This window comes from Thermoplasmatales archaeon (assembly GCA_014361245.1).
Classification (GTDB): domain Archaea; phylum Thermoplasmatota; class E2; order UBA202; family JdFR-43; genus JACIWB01.
Map to the genome: position 1 here is coordinate 14,932 of JACIWB010000003.1, position 20,130 is coordinate 35,061.

Here is a 20,130-nt window from a genome sequence, read left to right on the forward strand (position 1 = left end):
ATGGTGGTTGGTAATATGGAGAGTAGTCGTGAGAAAGTTAGGCGTTTGTTGAGGGAGCTTTTTCAGTTTGATGCGCAGGATTTGGATTTTGGGATTTACCGTATTTTGAATTTTAGGCGGAAGGAGATTGAGCGTTTAATTGAGAAGGATTTGATTGCGGCTGTTGAGGCGGAGTTTAAGGAGTACGCTAAAGCAGGTATGGTGGAGTTGCAGAGGGAGGTTGAGAGGCTTAAGGCTGAGATTATTCGAGATTTTGGCGAGGGAACCATTGATGCACAAGGTCGGGTTATGAAGCATGAGGATGCGCCGAGGATTAAGGAGTATCTGCGGAAAGTTGAGGAGTTGAAGAGTGCTGAGGTTTCTGAGGCTCAGATGAATGAAGTTTTCAATCATGTTTACGAGTTTTTCTCGAGGTATTATGACAAGGGCGATTTTATTTCTAAGCGGAGGTATGGTGGCAAAGAGAAGTATTATATTCCCTATAATGGTGAGGAAGTTGTTCTTTATTGGGCAAATAAGGATCAGTATTATGTGAAGACCGCTGAGTATTTCAGAAATTATCATTTTAAGGCTGGCGGTTACCGGGTTAACTTTTTGCTCAGAGAGGCTGAAGTGGAAGTGAACAATGTTGTTGGAGCGAACAAATATTTTGTCTTATGCGATTCAGATTTTATTAAGGTTGATGAGGAGAAAAGGGTTGTTGACATTTACTTTGAGTGGAGAGCGCTTACGGATGAAGAAGAGAGGAAGTTTGGAAAGCGGAATGTTCAAGATGCGCTTGTCGTAGATGCGGTTGACAGAATTTTCTCTGAAACTAGCGGCAGTGATGTGAGTAACGTGCTTCGGGTTAAGGAGAATGGCGAGAAAACGGTTCTTGAGAAGCATTTGAGCAATTATGTGCGGAGGAATACGACTGATTATTTCATTCATAAGAATTTGAAGGCTTTTCTTGAGCGAGAGTTGGAGTTTTACATAAAGAATGAGGTTGTGGACCTTGACGAGTTGGAGAATTTGGATGAGAGGAGTTTGCGTATTGCTAGGGCTAAGGTTAAGGCGATTCGTGAGATAAGCCGGAAGATTATCGAGTTTTTGGCTCAGATTGAAGACTTTCAGAAGATGCTTTTCGAGAAAAAGAAGTTCATCATTGGCACGGAGTACGTCATAACTTTGGATAAGATTAAGGAGTATGCTGGCGAAGAGTTTATTGAAAGCATTGTGGAAGAGATTTTGAAAAACACGAGGCAACTCGAAGAATGGAAAGAGCTTTTGGGCATAGAAGTTAAGAGTAAAAAAGATTTGGTTGAAAGGCAGATGTTTGATGGAAAAGAGTGGAAGAAGCTTCCTCTAGATACAAGACATTTTGGAACAGACTTCAAAAACCGGTTACTTGAGGCTCTAAGTGAAAGAAATGATTTAGATGAAATTCTTGACGGGATTCTAATAAAGAGTGAAAATTGGCAAGCCTTAAACTTACTTCTTGGCAAGTTTAAAGGAAAAGTTCAATGTATATATATTGATCCGCCGTTCAACACGGGAACAAACGAGTTTCTCTACAAAAACAACTACCTTGACTCATCTTGGAACTCTATGATGTATGACCGTTTGCGATCAGGAGAAATACTATTAGAGAAAACTGGAAGCATCTATGTACGAATAGACTATCATGGGAACCATTATGTTAGAATGCTCATGGACAATGTCTTTGGGAAACAAAACTTCAAAAATGAAATTATAATCAACAGAACCAAAAAAGTTTTTGAAGGCGCCAACAGGTTTATCACAGCCAATGATTCTCTTTTTGTGTATTCAAAATCTGAAGGCGCTTTCTTCAATATTGCTAAAAAAGAAAGAGGAGAGCAAAAGTGGATACAGGCGCATTCGCCTGGAATTAGATGGTCGGAAGTGAGCGAAAAATATCTTAGTTATTACAAATCAAGTCAGCTGAAACTTGAAAAGGGGAAATACTACTCTCGAGGGAGGGTTTTCAGAGGAAAAGTTTGTATGCCCCCTAATGGTCGTCATTGGACTTTTTCGCAGGAAAGGCTTGAAGAATATGACAAAGAGGGCAGAATAAGACTGAATGAAAAAGGTATATTAGAATATCTTACTTCGCCTTTAGAAACCGTTGATTCAAATTGGACTGACATCCCGGGATATGTTGTTCCTTCAAAATGGGGCTTTCCAACCGAAAATTCAGAGCAGCTTCTTCAACGAGTTATCGAGACTTCTTCGAACAAAGGTGACTTTGTTCTAGATTATTTCTTAGGTAGTGGCACAACAACTGCAGTAGCGCATAAGCTTGGTAGGAAGTGGATTGGCGTTGAGATGGGTGACTTTTTTGATAATATTCCTCTTAAAAGAATGAAGGCTGTTTTAGCTGGTGAGCGGTCAAGCATTAGCAAAGAAGTTAATTGGAAAGGTGGAGGCTTTTTCAAATATCATTATGTTGAGCAGTATGAAGATACGTTAAGCAACATTGTTTTCAGAGAAAAAGACAAGACCCTCCAAGAAACGCTGGAAAGCTTTCAAGACTACTTCCTACGATACATGTTGGATTATGAAACCAAAGACAGCCCAACAAGGCTTAACGTAGAACAATTCCAAACACCTTTCGACTACAAAATATTGGTAACCACTGCCGGCGAAAAAAGACTCGCCACAGTAGACCTCGTTGAAACTTTTAACTACCTTCTCGGCATAACCGTAGAAAAATTCCGTACATTCAAGAACCAAGAACAAGAATACCATTGTGTTTTTGGAAAACTCAACCAAGAAAACATCGCCATTATATGGCGCAACACAAAAAACATAGACCTCAAAAAAGACAAAGAATTCATAGAAAACACAATACTAGCCGGAACAAAACCTGACCGCATTTTCATCAACGGCGACGGCCTAGTTGAAAAAGCCGAACCAATCGAACCTGAATTCAAAAGACTAATGGGGGCGTAGACTACAATGCGAAAGCAAATCAAAGTCAAACAACCAGGTAAATTCCGGCTCGAAGACCACCTCCTCCTAGCAAAATTCATAGCAAACAAACTTGGCATAAGCAAGCTCTCAGATATCAAAGACTTCAAAGACGTGCCAGAAGAATTCGATGCCGAAGGCAGAAGCCACATGTTCCACGCCATACTAATTCGCCCGGGCACCACCATACCCGAAGATAAACTCGAACAATACGACGACAACATCAGAAAACACTTCGAAAACTGGAAAAAACGCAGAAAACCAAACCTCACCCTCAAATACTTCCAATACCTCGCTCTGCTCTTCACAGAAATATTCCTCGACAATTACTTCAACAACCCAACACAACTCCTCGAACAAATAAACAACTGGATAATAGAAAAAGCCGAAGAGCCAGGCTCAGGCATAACCATAGACTACGTTTTCGGCAACATAAACAAAATCGCCTATTGGATGGCAACAGGCTCCGGAAAAACCATGATCATGAACATAAACTACTGGCAATTCATGCACTACAACAAAGGACCACACAAAATAAACTACGAAAACATCATACTCATAACACCATCAGACGAGATGTCCAACCAGCACCTCGAAGAACTAAAAACAAGCGGCATACCCGCCATACTCTTCCAAGGAGATACAGCCGGCTACTTCACCACCGAAGACAAAAACACAATCAAAGTCCTAAGCATACACAAACTCAAACTCCCAGAAGACAAAAAAGGAGAAGGCATAACCATAGACGTCTCAAGTCTCGGAACCAAAAACCTCGTATTCGTAGACGAAGGGCACAAAGGACAGAAAACAGAAGACATGAAATGGAAACAAACCCGAGACTGGCTCGTCAAAGACGGTGGCTTCACATTCGAATACAGCGCAACCTTCGGGCAAGCCATATCCAGCCCAGCCGAAGCTGCATTCAGAGAATACTCCCAAGCCATACTCTACGACTACTCATACAAATACTTCTACGGCGACGGCTACGGCAAAGACTTCCGCATACTAAACGTAAGTACCAAAAAATTTGCAGACACAGACGTGATAATAATCCAACTCGCTAATTTAATGTCATTCTATGAGCAACTCCTACTATACGAAAAACTTCAAAAAGCCATCACAGAATACAATATAGAAAAACCATTATGGATATTCGTCGGGAGCAAAGTCAACGAAGCCACATCAGATGTATTACAAGTGGTAAAATTCCTAAACTGGTTCCTCACAGAAAACGAGAACATAGTTAAATCTCTAATGAAGAAAATACTCGACGGAAACACGGGCATACTAGATCCAGAAAAAAGAGACGTCTTCGCACCAAGATACCCTGAAAAAAACTTCCCATACCTGAGAAGCGAAAAAATGGCTCCAGAAGAAATCTACGACGACATCCTAAACAAAATCTTCCACACATCAAGCAAAGCAACAATAAAGAAACTACGCCTCATAAACCTCAAAAAAACAGAAGGCGAAATAGGACTAAAAGCAGGAACATCCGAAAAATACTTCGGCGTCATAAACATTGGAAATAGAGCCGAATTCATCAAACTAGTCGAAGAAAAAGCAAAAGAAATACCCGTAGAAAATGATGTAACCACACAATCTCTATTTGACCAAATAAACGAACCAAACACAACACTCAACATGCTAATCGGCGCCAAAAAATTCCTAGAAGGCTGGAACTCATGGCGCGTCTCCAGCATGTGCCTACTCAACATCGGCAAACGCGAAGGCGCACAAATCATCCAACTATTCGGAAGAGGCGTACGCCTAAAAGGAAAAGGCTACTGCCTAAAACGAAGCCGCTTCATTGAAGGACCACACCCAAAATACTTAGAGCCCCTCGAAACACTAAACATATACGGCATAAAAGCTGACTACATGGAAACCTTCCGTGAAGTCATAGAAAGAGAAGACGTGCAAGCCTACCAAGAAATACCACTTAAACCAGAACCAATCGAACCTTTCCCAAGCTACCTAAAAATTCTAAAACCAAAAGAAGAAAAACCATTCACCCAAGAAATATTCATTCTCCAACCAGAAGAGGGCATCGAAGCCAGAATAGACCTACTACCCCGCGGGATAGTAATCGACGGCAGAGAAGAACAAACAATGATCACAACAACCCTTATGCAACCCAAAACCATAGACAAAAAACTACTCGACCTCGTAGACTGGAATGAAATCCTCTTCTCCATACTACAATACAAAAACGAAAAAGGCTGGTACAACTTCATAGTCACCAAAGAAAACCTAAAACAAATCATACACCAACAAAAATACCAACTCTTCTGTCCAGACACCTACCTAAGCAGCCACGGCAATAACTTCTCAGAAACCTACGAACGCATAACAAACCTCGTCACCCTAATCCTCAAAAAATACTTTGAAAGATTCTATGCTCAGAAAAGAAACGAACACGAAAAAGACAAGTACAAGGTAGACTTTCTACGATATACAGATGAAAACATACTGAAAGAATACAGGCTAAGAATAGCCGAAGACGACCAAAAACTAATCGAAGAAATCAAAAAACTCATAGAAACAAAAGAAATATTCACAACAAAAGGAAACATCACCCTCTCCAACGCATACTTCCAAAACCACCTCTACCAACCCCTACTAATAAGACCAAACACAAACAAAATAATAACAATCCCAGCTGGACTAAACGAAGGCGAAGCAAAATTCGTCGAAGACCTCAGCAACTACCTCAAAAGCAATCCAAACAACCTAAAAGACTGCGAAATCTACCTCCTAAGAAACCTAACCCGGGGCAAAGGAATAGGTTTCTTCCAAACTAGCACCTTCTACCCAGATTTCATACTATGGATAATCAAAAAGAAGCAACAAAAAATAATCTTCATAGACCCAAAAGGACTCACATTCATACGTAACCTAGAACACCCAAAACTAAACCTACACAAACATCTTAAAACCAATATCCAACCAAATCTCAATGACCCACAAGTAACACTCGACGCTTTCATTATCTCATACACACCCTACAACAAAGTAGAACAAATGTTTCGACACTACCACGTGGGAAGAACAGAACTAGAAACAAACAAACACATACTCTTCCAATATGAAAGAGAAGGAGTACCCAACCCCACATACATAGAAAAAATGTTTGCTTTGTCCCAAAATTGATTACTTACATACATTATCGTTAAAATCCTCTTTTCACTTTTCCTCTGCCACTCTTACCAAATACTCTTTTCCTTCAATATCTGTTCTCAAAATTGCTATTTTCCTTCCCTTCAATTCATTTAGTTGAGCTATCAAGGATTTATCTTTTATGCAGACATTGCCGAATGACATGCAAAGAATTAATCCTTCCTCTGTTTCTTTTATTTCCTCAAGCTTTCCATGGGCTTCTTCCCATGGCTCTAAACATCTTAGTTCCACGAGTAATAAAATACTCTCTTCCTGCATATATATTTTATCTTTGGCTTGTAAGAGAAGAGCTTTTTTACGCTATTCCAAGCTTTGGAATGCAGGCGAGATAAGATTTCCTCAATTCTTCTCTATCTATGTGGTAATAAATGTCTATTGCATCACTTCTTGCATCTCCTCTTAGCTCTTGTATATACTCTCTGGGCATTCCATTTCTCCTGAGCCATGTTGTAAACCAGTGCCTGCAGCAATGAGGGGTAAAATGATCCTCAATTCTATCTGAATTTGGATTGTGCAAACAAGCTCTTTCCGCCCAGTAAATGAAAGAGTTATAGAGACCGCTTCTATCAAGCCTCTCTCCTGTTTGGTATGAAATAAAAAGTGCCTTGCAGTTTTGCTTTGCTATTGCTTCTCTTTTGCTTATCCATTTCTTTAAAAGCACTGCTGTCTCATCATCAAAAAATACTATTCTATTGCTCCTCTTTGCAGTTGGCTTCAAAATTATGCTCATTTCCTGCCAGTTTATATCATCTAAATCAATTGCAACAAGCTCCTTCCTTCTTATTCCTGTTTTTGCAAGAAGTGCTACCATTGCCTTATCTCTTATATCAGCTATTGAATTGATGAACTTTACCATCTCTTCAACACTTATAAGCTTTCTATGGGCATCATTGTTATCGCTTTTATAAGTATGGAGGTATCTCTTCCTCACTTCAAGGGCAACATTCTTGGCTATAATTCCTTCATAGACCATGTATTCACATAATGCTGATATGGCTGAGAAGTGATTTTCTATGGTTTTGTAATTTAGTCTTTTTTCCCTTAAAAATCCAACATAACTCCTTAAAATATCTCTGTTAATGCTTATTAAGTCAATTCCATTTATTTTTAAAAAGGATGAAAATATTCTTAAACAAGATTTGTAGCTTTTAATGGATCCCTCTGTAAGTCCTCTTATTTTGCAGTCTTCCTCAAATCTTCTTATCAATTCCTCATTCTTTAAATTTGTTAATACTTCCATATCCACCACCTTCCCTTGTCTTCAATTAAACCATATCTTTCAAGATTTTCTAACTGCCTGTTTATTCCCTTTGCAACATCAGCCTGCTCCATCGGATTTATTCCAACTATATCAAACACTTCTCCTTTCTCTATCTTCCCTCTCAGCCTAAAGGCATCTATTATCTTCCTTTCATATTTTCTAAATCCCTCTATCTCTTCTAAAAATGGCATTGTTCTATACCTCTTATTTTCTTCTTCAAGCCTTTCATAAGCCTTTGACAGAATTTCATATTTTTTCTCAATTTTCTCAATTTCTTCTTCCAGCTCCTTTATCCTTTTTATAAAATCTGCTCTTGTTCCATATGAGGCATCTTCATTTTCCTGGCTAAGCGAGTTTTCAACATGCTCTATAACAAATCTTGAAATTGACAAGCCAGATTTATCTGCCAATTTCTGCCATTTTTCCTTCATCTCAGCACTTGGCAGATAAACAAGAACAGCCCTCTTCATTATTGTATCCGTCTTGTATTCCTTTTTCCTTCCTTTCTTCTCAAATCTTTCCTTTGTCATTGATAAAGTAACAGATAGCTATATATAAAGTTTAATATTAAAAAAGCGCTGAGGGTGGGATTTGAACCCACGAGGAGCATAAGCCCCACAGGCTCTCCAGGCCTGCGCCTTACCGCTTGGCTACCTCAGCTTTTCCACATTTTTGGATATGTTCCGGGTTTCATTATAACTCTTTTTGTATCCGCTACTATGCCACGATCTTTTTCAATTATTTCCCTTGTGCTCATCAGTGCCTCTGCAATTGCAACAACTTCTCCCTTTAAAGTTTTTATTGCAATCTTGCTTCCCCTTTTTATTCCTGTTTCAACCATTGCAACTCCTGGAATCATGAGATTTGCTCCATGGCATATTGCATCAACTGCCGAATCTTTTATTATTATATCTGGGAGATGCTCTACAAGTGTTTCAACTGGATAAATAATTTTTTTGATAAATTCTTTTCCCTCCTCTTTCCAGAAAATATAGGCATCAAGTAGCTCCTGCAAAAATATTGCATCCTCCTCCTCAAAAATTCCTGTTTTTGTTCTTCTGAGTTCTTCCATATGTGCCCCTACTCCCAACTTTTTTCCTATATCCTCACACAAAACCCTTATATATGTTCCTCCCTCGCATCCAACTTTAAAAAGAACATCCTTTCCATCCATTTCAATTATGTTTATATAATATATAGTTCTCTGCCTTCTAACTCTTTTCACAGCAGCTTCCTTTGGTGGAGTCTGCCATATTTTACCGACAAAACTTTTTATAACTTCTCTTAATTTTTTTTCATCAACATTTGAATGAAGTTGCATCACACACACATATTCCTTTGATATTTCATGCATAAGCCCTATTGCTTTTGTTGCGTTCTCCAAGGCAATTGGTAAAACACCGCTTACATTTGGGTCAAGAGTTCCTCCATGCCCCGCTTTATTTAAATGAAGAATTTCTTTTACCCATGCAGCCACCTGGTGGGATGTTGGCCCGCAGGGCTTATCTATAATAACAACTCCATTCTCAATTGCTTCTTCAATACTTCTCTTGCTCGGCTCTTTCCCAAAAAATGGGCTTGCCTCCTCCTCACTTTTTACAAACCTTTTTCTTTTTATTTTGGGTACCATCTGCAACTCCTCTTCTTCATCGGACAAATTTTCTTCGTTTTGCAGGGTGGGCCAGCATTTTCAAATATTGTTGGGGCAACCTGTTTAACTAATTTAAGCATTTTCCATGCGAGCATTCTTATTTCCCATTGGGCATGAAGACAGCATCTCAATTCAAAAAAATTCAAAAGAGAGCGGGCATTCATTGAAACAATTATTGAAGTGCAGGCTGCGTTTGGTAAAATATAGCGGGCATCTTCAATTGGCACATCCTTCCTCATTTCATCATAAAGTTCCCATATTTTTTTAATCATTTCATTATATTTTTTTCCATATTTTTTTCTTAATGAAGGAGGGACAACATAACTCATTTCCTGAACAACATATCTCTGACTTTGCTGCGAGTAGGATGCTATTCTATGTCTTACAAGTTGATGGGTCAATGCTCTTGAAACACCCGATATTTCAAAAGTAAAATATGCATGTTCAACAACGCTTGTATGCCCCATTTCAATTACCGCCCTTAAAATTTTTTTAACCTTTTCCTCTTTTTGCAGTTCTTCAAATTTTTTTTTTGAATGGGTAAAAATAGCAGAAATTCCAGCAATAATATCTGGCTCAGGTGTATAAGCTATTAATCTAACATCCATTTTATTCCGTCTCCAGCAAATCAATTAATTCTTCCGGATCTCTAACCCTCTTTAATTCATCTTTCTCAATCACTGGAATCCCTTCTATAAATTTTACTTTTGATTTTTCTGCAAGAATAAATGATTTTCTTTCAATAACTCTTGATATATTTGAGATTATCCCTGCTCTTTCAAAAATCTTTCTGTCGTTTATCCCAACTATAAAAATTTCATCTAAAAGCTTTGAAACTGCGTTAAATGGGCTTCTGTAAGTAGGAAAGATGAAAGCTCCAATATCTTCCATGATTTTAAGCATTTCATCCCTTATTTCCTTCATCTCTATCTCCTCTCTTTCTATTTCCTCAAATAAAGTTATCGGCTTGATGAAATCATATCCAATATAGCGAGCCATTCTCTCAGCAACTTCAACACTTGCACGCTCCCCTCTCTCATACATCTGAATTGTTTTTCTTGAAACACCAGCTATTCTTGCCAGCTGCCCGATAGAAAGCTCCTTTTCCTTCTTTAGCCTGCTAAAAGCTTCTCCATCTATATTCACATAAAATCCCCCAGGCGCAGCGCATACAACAGGCGGGCGCCCCCTGATGTAGTTCTCGAGAGTTTTGAGGGTAAGAATGGGCACTCCATATCTGAAATATACAATATCATCTTCAAGAAAAGTGGAGCATGTTTTTTCTCCTACTATTATGGGCAGAGCACCTAAAAATCTTGATATTGAAATAAGTTCCTTCGCGTTTTCTTCGTTTATTGAGTCTATGTTGTTCAATACTTTTATGATTAAGAGCAGGTTATCCCTTCTCGCAACAAAATCAAAGCTACTCGGTCTTATCTTACATATCCTGCTGCAGTAAAACCCCGATCTTGTAAGAAGCATTTGTGTTGATTGAAGCAGTTCTTCCTTCATTATGACTATATACTTATATATATAAAAACTTAATTAAAATTTGTGTGGATTGGAATAGATGATACAGATGCTCTAAACAAAGGATGCACAACTTTTGTTGCAACTGAAATTATAAAAGATATTGTTTCCTTGGGATATGACTTAATTGGTTATCCCCGCATTGTTAGGTTGAACCCAAATATTTTATGGAAGACAAGAGGAAATGCTACGATTGCCATTCAGGTTGGAATTGGAGGAGGTAGAAAAAATTGCATTGGGGAAATTGGTGAAAAAATATATATTTATGAAAAGAAAAAGAAGGAAGCAGATGAAGAGGATATAATAGAGGTTGTTGATAGAATTATAAGAGAAAAATCAAGCGAGGAAGCAAATCCTGCATGGGTAGTGAGCAAGAGAAAGTTCAGCAGAAAATTATACAGCAAAGCGGTAAAAGAAATTGTTTCAGTGAAAGAAGTTAAAAAAATTTTACAGGAAAATGGAGCAAAATATAGATGTTATAGAGGAGAAATAGGATTGGTTGGGGCTTCTTCAGCAATTTCATGGAAACCATATGATAGGACATATGAACTCCTTACTTATACAAGTGGTAAAAAATATATTGAAAAAGAAAGCGTAATAAAAATGGACAGGTTATTTCCTTCCACATTTAACAATTATGATTATGAAAATGATTATATAGCAATTTTTCCGAAAGCAAATTCTCCTGTATTTTATGGGATAAGAGGGGAAAATGCGGAAGATTTAAAGGAAGCAATGAAAATTTTGGTTTCCTCTCCTATCGAGAGATGGCTTATTTTTGAAACAAATCAAGCAACTGATGAGCATTTGCAGAGAAAGAAAATAGAAGAAATAAAACCATATGAATCTGTGATTGTAAAAGGAAAGGTTAAAAAAGAGCCATTTCACATAGAAGGAGGGCATTTAATATTTTCAATAATTAATGGAAGGGAAATAGATTGCGCAGCATATGAGCCCACAAAAAATTTCAGGAAATTAATAGAAAAATTAAAGCAAGGAGATGAAGTGATTGTTTATGGGGGGGTTAGAGAGAAGCCGTTTACAATAAATATAGAAAAAATAGAAATAAAAAAAGTTGTTGAGATATATAAAAAAATAGAAAATCCTTTTTGCGAAAATTGCAATAAGCATATGAAATCAATTGGAAAAAATAAGGGATACCGCTGCCCCAAGTGCGGGAAAAAAGCCGGCGAAAAAGATGCAAGGTATATAAAAATAGAAAGACCAAAACCAGGAATATATGAGGTTCCAGTAATGGCAAGGCGCCACCTCTCAAAACCCCTAAAAAGATTTTAATTTATTAAATGCTCTATTATATAATCATGAACTCTTTCATTTATTGCAATTAGCGAAATGTGATCTTCTTTTCCGAGAGGCCATGCTGCCCCTTCCAAAATATAGAGTGGTTTTCCTTCGATATAAGGGCTTTCTGTGGGGCATAAACCATCTGAGTAGTGGGCTATACCATCGTTATCAAAATCTCTTGGAAAATCTCCAAAAATAATACCTATGTCTCCTCCAATTGCATAATAATCAATTAAATCGCTTGTATTGTAACCCATTGCTTGTAAGAAAGGAGAATTATAAATCATATCTGGAACTTGAGCAATCCACCATGGAAAATATGCATATTTTATTATGTTTTTCAAAAAATATTCATTTATATTTGGTGGAACTCCATGGCAGGGCGTGCCAACAACAATTAAATCATCTATTTGGTGGGGTCCTATTGCAACATCAGCATCTCCATCTCCATACCATGGATTACCATTTCCATCCCAGCTATCATTCCAGTAATCTACATCTGACATATAATGCTCAGCCATAAATCTTGCAATAAGACCACCCATGCTATGAGCAACTATATCTATTGTTTGATTTGTGGGATAGCCATTTAAAACAAGAGCATCCCTTATTTTTTGGGATACTTTTGCAGCAATCCATGGAATATGGTGCTCACTCCATTCTGGCTCATAAGTAAGCCATTGTATTCCTGGCTTGTTTAAATCAAAATCAAGCACCTTAAATCCTTTTTCCTGCAATTTTTGTGTTAGGTTCCACCATGTATAATTTAAAAGTGCGGGACTTACGCTTCCAACCCATCCATGAATAAGAACAATAGGAAAATCGCCTGATTTTTCAGGAATTATCGATATTTTTATGCTTGTTTTACATCCTTCATAATCTATATAGCCAGAAAGATTTCTTTCATATTCAGCAAAAATTTCAACTTCTGATGTTTCATTAACATTTGAAAGAAAGAAAGGAACTTCCGCCAATCCATTTTTATCCGTATAACTAATTTTTTCAATAAACTTTTTTCCTTTAACAAAAAAACTCCATTTCACGCTTGCATTCTCAATCGGCTTTTTCTCCTCTCTTGAAATTAGGCTTGCCTTAAAAAGACAAGTTTCTCCAGCAACAATCTCATTTCTGCTACAACTTAAACTTATTTCAGTTTCATAAATTTTTGGATAAATAACTAAACTTGCAAAATCTTCTATGACATACTCTCCAACTCTTACAATTGCAATTATCTTAACCTTGTATTCCTCTTCATTCACATCATAGGGTGCAAAATAATTCATCTCCAAAATCCTTCTGTTATCTTCGCAATAATCATTTTTTTTCTCAAGTCTGCCAGTGCTTTCATTTGCCTCAATGCGCCAGGTTATTTCCGCGCTGCTTGCGTTTCCCTCTATAGTTAATGTTAAATTTGTATTTTTTCCCTCTTCAATATATAAAATTTTTGGAGTTAGCTTTATTTCTATTCCCTCCTTTTTTGGATTTTTTAAAAAAAGGAAAGATGCTAAAATAATAATAGACATGATAATAATTATAACAAAGATTTTATTTTTCATGTTAGCACATTTTGAAATCTTTGCTTTTCTCCTTTAATTTTTACAGGATACTCTCCAGTTATGCATCCAAGGCATAAATCTTTCCTATCTTTTCCAATTGCTTTAATCATTCCATCTATTGATATGTAAGCAAGTGTATCCGCATCTATTTCCTTTCTTATCTCTTCTATACTTCTTTTTGATGCTATTAATTGCTCTCTTGTTGTCATATCTATCCCAAGATAGCAGGGAGCGATTATCGGAGGAGATGCGATTCTTACATGCACTTCTTTTGCTCCATAATCACGGAGCAATCTAACAATTTTTTTCATTGTTGTTCCTCTTACTATAGAGTCATCAACAATAATTATTCTCTTATCCTTTATAATACTTCTAACAGGATTTAATTTGAGCAAAACAGCCCTTTCTCTTACATTTTGAGAGGGCATTATAAAAGTTCTTGTAATATACCTATTTTTCATAAGCCCCTCCGCCATAGCGATGCCACTTGCTTTTGAATAGCCATATGCATGAGCCCTTCCAGAATCTGGAATTGGAACAACATAATCAGCATCTACTGGACTTTCCTCAGCGAGAATTTCTCCCAATTTTTCTCTTGTTTTATAAACATCAACTCCATCGATAAGCGAGTCTGCTCTTGCAAAATATACATACTCAAAAAAACAGTGTGCTTTATGTTCTTCCTTTGAAAGAATATAGCTTCTATATTCATTTGGCTTTATTTCTACAAGCTCACCTGGCTCAACATCCCTTACAAATTCCCCTCCAAGAGCATCTATTGCAACAGATTCAGAACATATGATATAGCCATCATCTATTTTTCCAATACAAAGAGGTTTTATTCCGAGAGGATCTCTTAAACCAAAAACTCTATTGTTTATCATAAATGTAAATGAATAAGAACCCTCTATTCTTTTTATAATTCTTTTTATAGCTTTTTCAACATTTACATCCCTAAGATAATCAGAAAGCATGTAAGCAATTGCTTCCTCCTCGCTTCCATAAACAAAATTATATCCCTTCTTCATCATTTCCTCTTTTATTTCAGATGAATTTACGATTATTCCATTGTGGGCAATTGCAATGTCACCAGCAGAAGTATGTAGGCTGAAAGGCTGGGCATTTTCTGGGGTAGAAATCTTTATAGAATAATATACATGTCCTATTCCTTCGCTCCCCTTCAGCTCTTCAAAATTTGTTTTATTAAAAGCCTCCTCAGCCAGTCCTACCCCCCTATATAATTTTATTCCCTCATCATACAATGCCATTCCCGCCGCCTCTTGCCCGCGATGCTGCATTGCTACGAGAGCAAAATATATTTTTTCAGCTACATTTTTGCGGGATGAAATTGCGACAACCCCACATTTTTCATTCATTTTTCCAGTTATATTTTCTCAATCTTTTAGAGCGGCCAAATCCGCAGTAGGCACAGTATTTTTTCCTTACATGATAAGCATGCCTTCCACATCTTCTGCATACAATATGCGTCTTTTTTCCTCCTTCTTTTGAAGGTGTTCCCTTACCCATTTTATCACTCCTCTTAAGCCATTATATATATTATATTGTCTCCCCTTACAATAACCTTATCCAAATCCCTCTTTTTTTCCCCATTTATTATTTCCTCTGCGTTTTTGAGTATTAAGTTAAGGTGAGGGTGGTCATATCCTTCAAGTATGCCTCGATATTCTTTATCGCCCTTAATCTCAACAACCACCCTTTTCTCAATGCTTGAATGAATTAATTCCAAAGGTTTCATGTTATTGTATAAATAGGAGTTAATAAATTTTTGCTTTATTCGATGCTTTTAACTTAACCAAAATTTTCGGTAAAAATATGCATCCCATAGAATGCATTTGGTGATAAATGCAAAGGGATGCAATTATTGAAAGAAAAATGTATCGTTATGAGAGATAAAACCAGTGGAATTCATATATTCGTAAGGAGAAGCAGAACTGCCATATGGAACTGGCTGCACAAATTCGGAGTGTATTGAAAAATAGCATCGCAGATAAAATGCCCTATTGTGTGCGATGCAAAACAGATGGAAGGGCATGGTATTTGATACTGAAAAGATAGAACATTTTGATACCTATTTTCCAAGCAAGAGATGGAAAATAAAACATGTGAAGCTCTGGTTTTCCATTTATGTTTTCTATTATAATTTGATACGGAGCCATCAGAGTTTATCCAAAAAATCCCCAGTTTTTTTATTGTAGAGGGGTAAAAATGGATAATGAACATGAAAGATTCATAGTAGCATTTGCAGGAGGTAATGCAATGCTAAATTTAACAGCACCTTCACATGTTAGAAAAATTAATATACACAATTTTTATCCCTACTTGAAATGAGATATTTAAAGATAGAAAAAGATAGGACATATGAATTTCTTGAAAAATTGAAAAAATATGGAAAGCTTTACGCTCCTGTTAAGATATCTGATAAATTTTATCTAAGGAAAGAAATAGAGGATGTAAAAGAAATTGCGTTTGATTATCAGCGCACATTGTTGCCTCTTAAAAAATATTTCCTGCCAACATGCGAAAAAATGTTTGATATAGATATTGAAAAAAATGAATATAGGGAAAATCTGGAAAAGATTGAGCCATTTGTTATATTTGGGGCTCATGCCTGCGAGATTGTCGGGCTTCGAATTCTCGATGGAGTATATTTAAATGTTTATCCTGATATATATTATGCAAGAAGGAGGAAGGCAGGAATAATAATAGGGCTTAGTTGTTTGCCAGATGAATACTGTTTTTGCAATTTAAGAAGAACTGATTTTGTAGATATAGGGTTTGATTTGTTTTTTCATGAATTGCCAGATGGCTATTTAATAAGGGTCGGAAGTCAGAGAGGGCACGAAATTGTTGATGAAAATATAGAATTGTTTAAGAGCGTTGAGCAAAAAGACATAGATGCTTTTAGGGAATTTGAAGAAAGAAGGCAAAAATCATTTAAATATCAGGGAAGCTTTGATAACATTCGCTACATTCTTGAATTAACAGCAAATGATAGGTTATGGGATGAAGAAAGTGAAAAATGCCTTGGGTGTGGAAACTGCACAATGACATGTCCAACATGCAGATGCTATGATGTGCAGGATATACCGAGAATAAATTTAAAAAGCGGTGAGAGAATAAGATTCTGGGATTCATGCCAGTTCAGGAGCCACGGGCTTGTGGCGGGCGGGCACAATTTCAGGGAAACAAAGAAGGATAGATTCTTTAATAGATATGTGTGCAAGAATTCTTACTTCTATCCGCTTGGCACTTCCTATTGTGTAGGGTGTGGAAACTGCACATATTTCTGCCCGGCAAACATTGACTTTCAAAAAAATCTGGACAAAATAAGAAGCAATTATGAGGTGATACATGGATAATGTTTATTCAGTTTATAAATGCAGGGTGCTCAGAACTTATGATTTGACGGATGAGGAAAAATTATTTCTTTTTCGCTTCGAAGATTCTGTAATAGCAGAAAAATGGGGCTTTATTCCCGGGCAATTTGTTCAGCTTACTCTTCCCGGTGTTGGAGAAGTGCCAATTTCAATATGCTCTTCACCAATGAGAAAGGGCTTTTTTGAATTATGCATAAAAACCGCAGGCAGAGTTACCCAAAAAATACACGAAATGAAGCCAGGGGATATTGCAGGAGTAAGAGGTCCATATGGTAACGGTTTTCCAGTTCAGAAATTTGAGGAAAAGGACTTATTGCTTATAGGATGTGGAATTGGGATGGCTCCCCTTCGCTCAGTCTTTATGTATGCTGTCGATAACAGATGGAAATTTGGAAATATTACAGTTATAAACAGCGCAAGAACAGGAAATAAGCTTCTTTTCAGAAAGGAGCTCGAGGCAATGCGCGATATGGCGGAAGCAGAAAACATAAGAATAATTCAAACGGTTACACGCGACCCCGACTGGCCTGGCTGGGTTGGCAGGGCGCAGGAGCACATAAGACATGCAAACACCAATCCTAAAAATTCCTATGTGTGTGTGTGCGGGCCACCTCAGGTTTATCATGAAATTTTTGAGAAGTTAATAGAAGGGGGGTATAATCCTCGTAACATATATGTTACTCTTGAAAGAAGAATGAAATGTGGCGTCGGAAAATGCGGGCATTGTATTGCGGGTTCATCAACATTTCTAAAGTACATATGCATAGATGGACCAGTATTCGGTTATTATGATATAATTTCAGTATCTGGACTTATATGAGGGAAAAAATGAAACTAAAAATTGGAATATATGGATTAACTTCCTGCTATGGCTGCCAGCTAAGAATGGCGAGCGTAAAAGATATTTTAGAAATTTCAAACAATTTTGAAATAGTTTGCTGGAAGATGATGTCAAGTAAAGGGGAAATAGAGCAGTGTGATATAGCATTTGTTGAAGGGAGTGTCACAACAGAGAAGGATGAGGAGGAGATTAAAATGATAAGGGAAAAATCAAAAATTGTTGTTGCAATGGGTTCATGCGCAATCCATGGAGGAGTGCAGGGCTCGCTATTAGGTGAGGATTATAAAAAAATTTTTAAGGAAGTTTATGGAGAAAATTCAATTGATTATAAAGCAAAAATTGGAGAGCCATTAAAGAAATATATAAAGGTTGATTATAATTTGCCAGGTTGCCCGCCAGAAGAGAATGAAGTAGTTTATTATCTCGCAACTTTTGGCATGGGAACATATCCTGAAGAAAAGGACTATCCTGTATGTGCTGAATGCAGAAGAAATGGTTATCCGTGCCTGCTTATAGAAAAAAATGAACCATGTCTTGGTCCAATAATAGTTGCGGGATGCAATGCAAGGTGCCCCGCTCATAATGTTGCTTGCATTGGTTGCAGGGGTGCATTACAGCATAATGTCGCTTGGTTTGATTCACTTGCAATTACATTCAAAAATAGGGGAATTAATAAAGAGGAGATAAAGAAGAGAATGGAAATATTCTGCAAGCAGAGCGAAAAAATCGAGGAAATTATTGAGAAGGTGTTTGGATGAAAATAGAAAGGGAAATAAGAAATGACCATCTCGCAAGGATAGAAGGGAAGGCAGGCGTTGTTGTTGAGATAGGTGAAAAGATAAATGCAAGAATAAATGTTACAGAGGGGCCAAGATTTTTTGAGGTTCTTGCAAGAAATAGAAAATATGAAGATGTGCCATCAATATGCTCCCGCATATGCAGTTTTTGTTCCATACCTCATAAACTAACTCCTATAGAAGCAATAGAAAATGCTCTTTCAATTGAGGTTAGCGAGCAGACAAAAGAAATAAGAAATATGCTATATTTTGGAAATGTTGTTGAAAGCCATGCTCTCCATCTCCTTCTTTTTGTTTTACCTGATTATCTTGGATTTGCGGATGCATTTTCAATGGCTAAAAATTATCAAGATTTGATGAAGAAAGGTCTGTTGCTGAAAAATTTTGGGGCAATGGTTCAGGAGATTATAGGGAAAAGGGAGATACATCCAGAAAATCCAGTTGTTGGAGGATTTGGTAAATTGCCAGAAGAAAAAGAAATTAAAAAAATAATATATGGTGGAAAAGAAGCAGTTAGAGCATCCATTGAATTAGTTGATTTTATGGTTGAATATGAATATCCATCTTTTATGAATATGGAAAGAAATCATCTATCAATAAAACCATATTCTGGCTATGGAGTTTATGGGGATGAAATAGTTGCTTCTGATGGAAATAAATTTAAAATAAACGAATATAAGAACAATATAGAGGAAAGAGTTATTCCCTATTCATTTTCGAAAGGGAGCTATTATAAAAATTCACCTTTTATGGTGGGCGCCCTGTCAAGGCTTGTAAATAATGGAAGTTTGATTGATGGGAGTGCAAAAGATTTGCTTAATAAATATTCAAATTTCATCAGGGCTGACAATTGTTTTGCAAATAATTTTGCTCAGGCAGTAGAAATGGTTTATTTTATAGAAAAAATTGTTGAAATTGCTGAAAAAATTAAGATAAAGAAAGAGGAAAAGGCAAAAGGAGGAAAAAGCGGACATGGTTTTGCTGTTACTGAAGCCCCAAGAGGGATACTTATATATGAAGTAGAAATAGAAGATGAAATTGTAAAATATATGAATGTAATAACACCAACCGCAATGTTTTTGCCAATGATGGAAAGAGATGCTGAAAACATGGCAAGAGGTATGTGGAATAATGGTTATAGAGATGTAGAGCTTATAGGGAAAAAGGTTGAGATGGCAATAAGAGCTTATGACCCGTGCATTTCTTGCAGTGTTCATGCAGTTAAAAAATGAATCTTGTTGTTTTTCTTGGAAGTGAAAATGGAGATGATTCTGCAGGGTATGAATGCTATAAAAAAGCTATTTCAAGAATAAATGCAAGAATGCTTTTCCTTGGAACAGATGTTTTTGAAATTTTGAGAAAATATGAAAATGAAAAAAGGGTAATAGTTGTTGATGCTTTTTATGGAGTAGATAATATTATACATTTGAAAAATGATGAAATTTTTAATATCGAAGCAAGGAGCGAACACGCCCATTACATTTCGCCAGTTGAAGCGATAAAAATTTTAAAAGAGGCTGGCTTTTCGCCCGAGGAATTGCATCTTATAGGAATACCAGCAAAAAGTTTTGATAGAGTGACATATAGCGAAGAAATGATTGAGAAAGCAATAGAAAAGATAGAAGAGTTGTTAAAATAATT

The 20,130-nt window shown here is 36.9% G+C and carries 18 protein-coding genes and 1 tRNA gene; 8 read left to right on the top strand and 11 right to left on the bottom strand.

From position 1 onward, the window contains the following. Both H5T45_01130 and H5T45_01135 read left to right on the top strand, forming a co-directional pair. Complete coding sequence (locus H5T45_01130; GenBank protein MBC7128320.1) at positions 1-2,952, top strand: site-specific DNA-methyltransferase; 2,952 nt, start codon at positions 1-3, stop codon at positions 2,950-2,952. Positions 2,953-2,958: 6 nt separating this feature from the next. Next, on the top strand, positions 2,959-6,123 hold the full coding sequence (locus H5T45_01135) for a DEAD/DEAH box helicase family protein (protein ID MBC7128321.1): 3,165 nt from the start codon (positions 2,959-2,961) through the stop codon (positions 6,121-6,123). Positions 6,124-6,156: 33 nt separating this feature from the next. Here H5T45_01135 and H5T45_01140 read toward each other — a convergent pair whose 3' ends face one another. From H5T45_01140 to H5T45_01170, 7 genes are all read right to left on the bottom strand, one after another. Continuing rightward, complete coding sequence (locus H5T45_01140; protein MBC7128322.1) at positions 6,157-6,381, bottom strand: hypothetical protein; 225 nt, start codon at positions 6,379-6,381, stop codon at positions 6,157-6,159. A gap of 64 nt (positions 6,382-6,445) precedes the next feature. Then, positions 6,446-7,390: a tyrosine-type recombinase/integrase gene (locus tag H5T45_01145; protein MBC7128323.1), complete on the bottom strand. Its 945-nt coding sequence runs from the start codon at positions 7,388-7,390 to the stop codon at positions 6,446-6,448. Beyond that, positions 7,378-7,941, bottom strand: a complete 564-nt coding sequence (locus tag H5T45_01150; protein MBC7128324.1) for a hypothetical protein — start codon at positions 7,939-7,941, stop codon at positions 7,378-7,380. The genes H5T45_01145 and H5T45_01150 overlap by 13 nt, the downstream gene beginning before the upstream one ends. Before the next feature lie 46 nt (positions 7,942-7,987). Next, a tRNA-Ser gene (locus tag H5T45_01155) sits at positions 7,988-8,071 on the bottom strand. Continuing rightward, on the bottom strand, positions 8,067-9,041 hold the full coding sequence (locus tag H5T45_01160; protein MBC7128325.1) for an RNA-guided pseudouridylation complex pseudouridine synthase subunit Cbf5: 975 nt from the start codon (positions 9,039-9,041) through the stop codon (positions 8,067-8,069). Before H5T45_01160 ends, H5T45_01155 begins: the two co-directional genes overlap by 5 nt. Continuing rightward, on the bottom strand, positions 9,026-9,670 hold the full coding sequence (locus H5T45_01165; protein ID MBC7128326.1) for an FAD-dependent thymidylate synthase: 645 nt from the start codon (positions 9,668-9,670) through the stop codon (positions 9,026-9,028). Before H5T45_01165 ends, H5T45_01160 begins: the two co-directional genes overlap by 16 nt. Position 9,671: 1 nt before the next feature. After that, positions 9,672-10,574, bottom strand: coding sequence for a transcriptional regulator (locus H5T45_01170; GenBank protein MBC7128327.1), 903 nt, complete (start codon positions 10,572-10,574; stop codon positions 9,672-9,674). Positions 10,575-10,616: 42 nt separating this feature from the next. Between H5T45_01170 and H5T45_01175 the strand changes: the two genes are divergently transcribed. Next, positions 10,617-11,888, top strand: a complete 1,272-nt coding sequence (locus H5T45_01175; protein ID MBC7128328.1) for a DUF1743 domain-containing protein — start codon at positions 10,617-10,619, stop codon at positions 11,886-11,888. Here H5T45_01175 and H5T45_01180 read toward each other — a convergent pair. The 4 genes from H5T45_01180 to H5T45_01195 are packed head-to-tail and all read right to left on the bottom strand — an operon-like array spanning position 11,885 to position 15,209. Beyond that, on the bottom strand, positions 11,885-13,420 hold the full coding sequence (locus H5T45_01180; protein ID MBC7128329.1) for a hypothetical protein: 1,536 nt from the start codon (positions 13,418-13,420) through the stop codon (positions 11,885-11,887). The two genes, H5T45_01175 and H5T45_01180, sit on opposite strands and share 4 nt — an antisense overlap. A 29-nt stretch (positions 13,421-13,449) precedes the next feature. Continuing rightward, the gene (purF, locus tag H5T45_01185; GenBank protein MBC7128330.1) at positions 13,450-14,829 is read right to left on the bottom strand and encodes an amidophosphoribosyltransferase; all 1,380 of its coding nucleotides are present in this window, start codon (positions 14,827-14,829) and stop codon (positions 13,450-13,452) included. Continuing rightward, positions 14,822-14,980, bottom strand: a complete 159-nt coding sequence (locus H5T45_01190; GenBank protein MBC7128331.1) for a 50S ribosomal protein L37e — start codon at positions 14,978-14,980, stop codon at positions 14,822-14,824. The genes purF and H5T45_01190 overlap by 8 nt, the downstream gene beginning before the upstream one ends. 13 nt (positions 14,981-14,993) lie before the next feature. After that, entirely contained in the window at positions 14,994-15,209 is a 216-nt protein-coding gene (locus H5T45_01195; GenBank protein ID MBC7128332.1) for a small nuclear ribonucleoprotein, read from the bottom strand. Between the two features lie 589 nt (positions 15,210-15,798). Here H5T45_01195 and H5T45_01200 point away from each other — a divergent pair. From H5T45_01200 to H5T45_01220, 5 genes are read left to right on the top strand one after another with little or no spacing between them, the layout of a single operon-like run. Then, positions 15,799-16,833, top strand: a complete 1,035-nt coding sequence (locus H5T45_01200) for a 4Fe-4S dicluster domain-containing protein (protein ID MBC7128333.1) — start codon at positions 15,799-15,801, stop codon at positions 16,831-16,833. Beyond that, positions 16,826-17,671: a cytochrome-c3 hydrogenase subunit gamma gene (locus tag H5T45_01205; protein MBC7128334.1), complete on the top strand. Its 846-nt coding sequence runs from the start codon at positions 16,826-16,828 to the stop codon at positions 17,669-17,671. Before H5T45_01200 ends, H5T45_01205 begins: the two co-directional genes overlap by 8 nt. Beyond that, positions 17,668-18,450 (top strand): sulfhydrogenase 1 subunit delta, encoded by a 783-nt coding sequence (locus H5T45_01210; protein ID MBC7128335.1) that lies wholly within the window; start codon positions 17,668-17,670, stop codon positions 18,448-18,450. The genes H5T45_01205 and H5T45_01210 overlap by 4 nt, the downstream gene beginning before the upstream one ends. After that, positions 18,447-19,721, top strand: coding sequence for a Ni/Fe hydrogenase subunit alpha (locus tag H5T45_01215; protein ID MBC7128336.1), 1,275 nt, complete (start codon positions 18,447-18,449; stop codon positions 19,719-19,721). The genes H5T45_01210 and H5T45_01215 overlap by 4 nt, the downstream gene beginning before the upstream one ends. After that, positions 19,718-20,128 (top strand): hydrogenase maturation protease, encoded by a 411-nt coding sequence (locus H5T45_01220; protein ID MBC7128337.1) that lies wholly within the window; start codon positions 19,718-19,720, stop codon positions 20,126-20,128. The genes H5T45_01215 and H5T45_01220 overlap by 4 nt, the downstream gene beginning before the upstream one ends. The last annotated feature ends 2 nt before the right edge of the window (positions 20,129-20,130 follow it).

What these genes read in the sequence shown, in the direction of transcription:
- H5T45_01150 (MBC7128324.1), bottom strand. Translation starts at nt 7,941, where the DNA reads ATGACAAAGGAAAGATTTGAGAAGAAAGGAAGGAAAAAGGAATACAAG.
- H5T45_01220 (MBC7128337.1), top strand. Translation starts at nt 19,718, where the DNA reads ATGAATCTTGTTGTTTTTCTTGGAAGTGAAAATGGAGATGATTCTGCA.
- H5T45_01205 (MBC7128334.1), top strand. Translation starts at nt 16,826, where the DNA reads ATGGATAATGTTTATTCAGTTTATAAATGCAGGGTGCTCAGAACTTAT.
- H5T45_01170 (MBC7128327.1), bottom strand. Translation starts at nt 10,574, where the DNA reads ATGAAGGAAGAACTGCTTCAATCAACACAAATGCTTCTTACAAGATCG.
- H5T45_01160 (MBC7128325.1), bottom strand. Translation starts at nt 9,041, where the DNA reads ATGGTACCCAAAATAAAAAGAAAAAGGTTTGTAAAAAGTGAGGAGGAG.
- H5T45_01210 (MBC7128335.1), top strand. Translation starts at nt 17,668, where the DNA reads ATGAGGGAAAAAATGAAACTAAAAATTGGAATATATGGATTAACTTCC.
- H5T45_01200 (MBC7128333.1), top strand. Translation starts at nt 15,799, where the DNA reads ATGAGATATTTAAAGATAGAAAAAGATAGGACATATGAATTTCTTGAA.
- H5T45_01195 (MBC7128332.1), bottom strand. Translation starts at nt 15,209, where the DNA reads ATGAAACCTTTGGAATTAATTCATTCAAGCATTGAGAAAAGGGTGGTT.
- H5T45_01130 (MBC7128320.1), top strand. Translation starts at nt 1, where the DNA reads ATGGTGGTTGGTAATATGGAGAGTAGTCGTGAGAAAGTTAGGCGTTTG.
- H5T45_01135 (MBC7128321.1), top strand. Translation starts at nt 2,959, where the DNA reads ATGCGAAAGCAAATCAAAGTCAAACAACCAGGTAAATTCCGGCTCGAA.
- purF (MBC7128330.1), bottom strand. Translation starts at nt 14,829, where the DNA reads ATGAATGAAAAATGTGGGGTTGTCGCAATTTCATCCCGCAAAAATGTA.
- H5T45_01180 (MBC7128329.1), bottom strand. Translation starts at nt 13,420, where the DNA reads ATGTCTATTATTATTTTAGCATCTTTCCTTTTTTTAAAAAATCCAAAA.
- H5T45_01215 (MBC7128336.1), top strand. Translation starts at nt 18,447, where the DNA reads ATGAAAATAGAAAGGGAAATAAGAAATGACCATCTCGCAAGGATAGAA.
- H5T45_01145 (MBC7128323.1), bottom strand. Translation starts at nt 7,390, where the DNA reads ATGGAAGTATTAACAAATTTAAAGAATGAGGAATTGATAAGAAGATTT.
- H5T45_01165 (MBC7128326.1), bottom strand. Translation starts at nt 9,670, where the DNA reads ATGGATGTTAGATTAATAGCTTATACACCTGAGCCAGATATTATTGCT.
- H5T45_01190 (MBC7128331.1), bottom strand. Translation starts at nt 14,980, where the DNA reads ATGGGTAAGGGAACACCTTCAAAAGAAGGAGGAAAAAAGACGCATATT.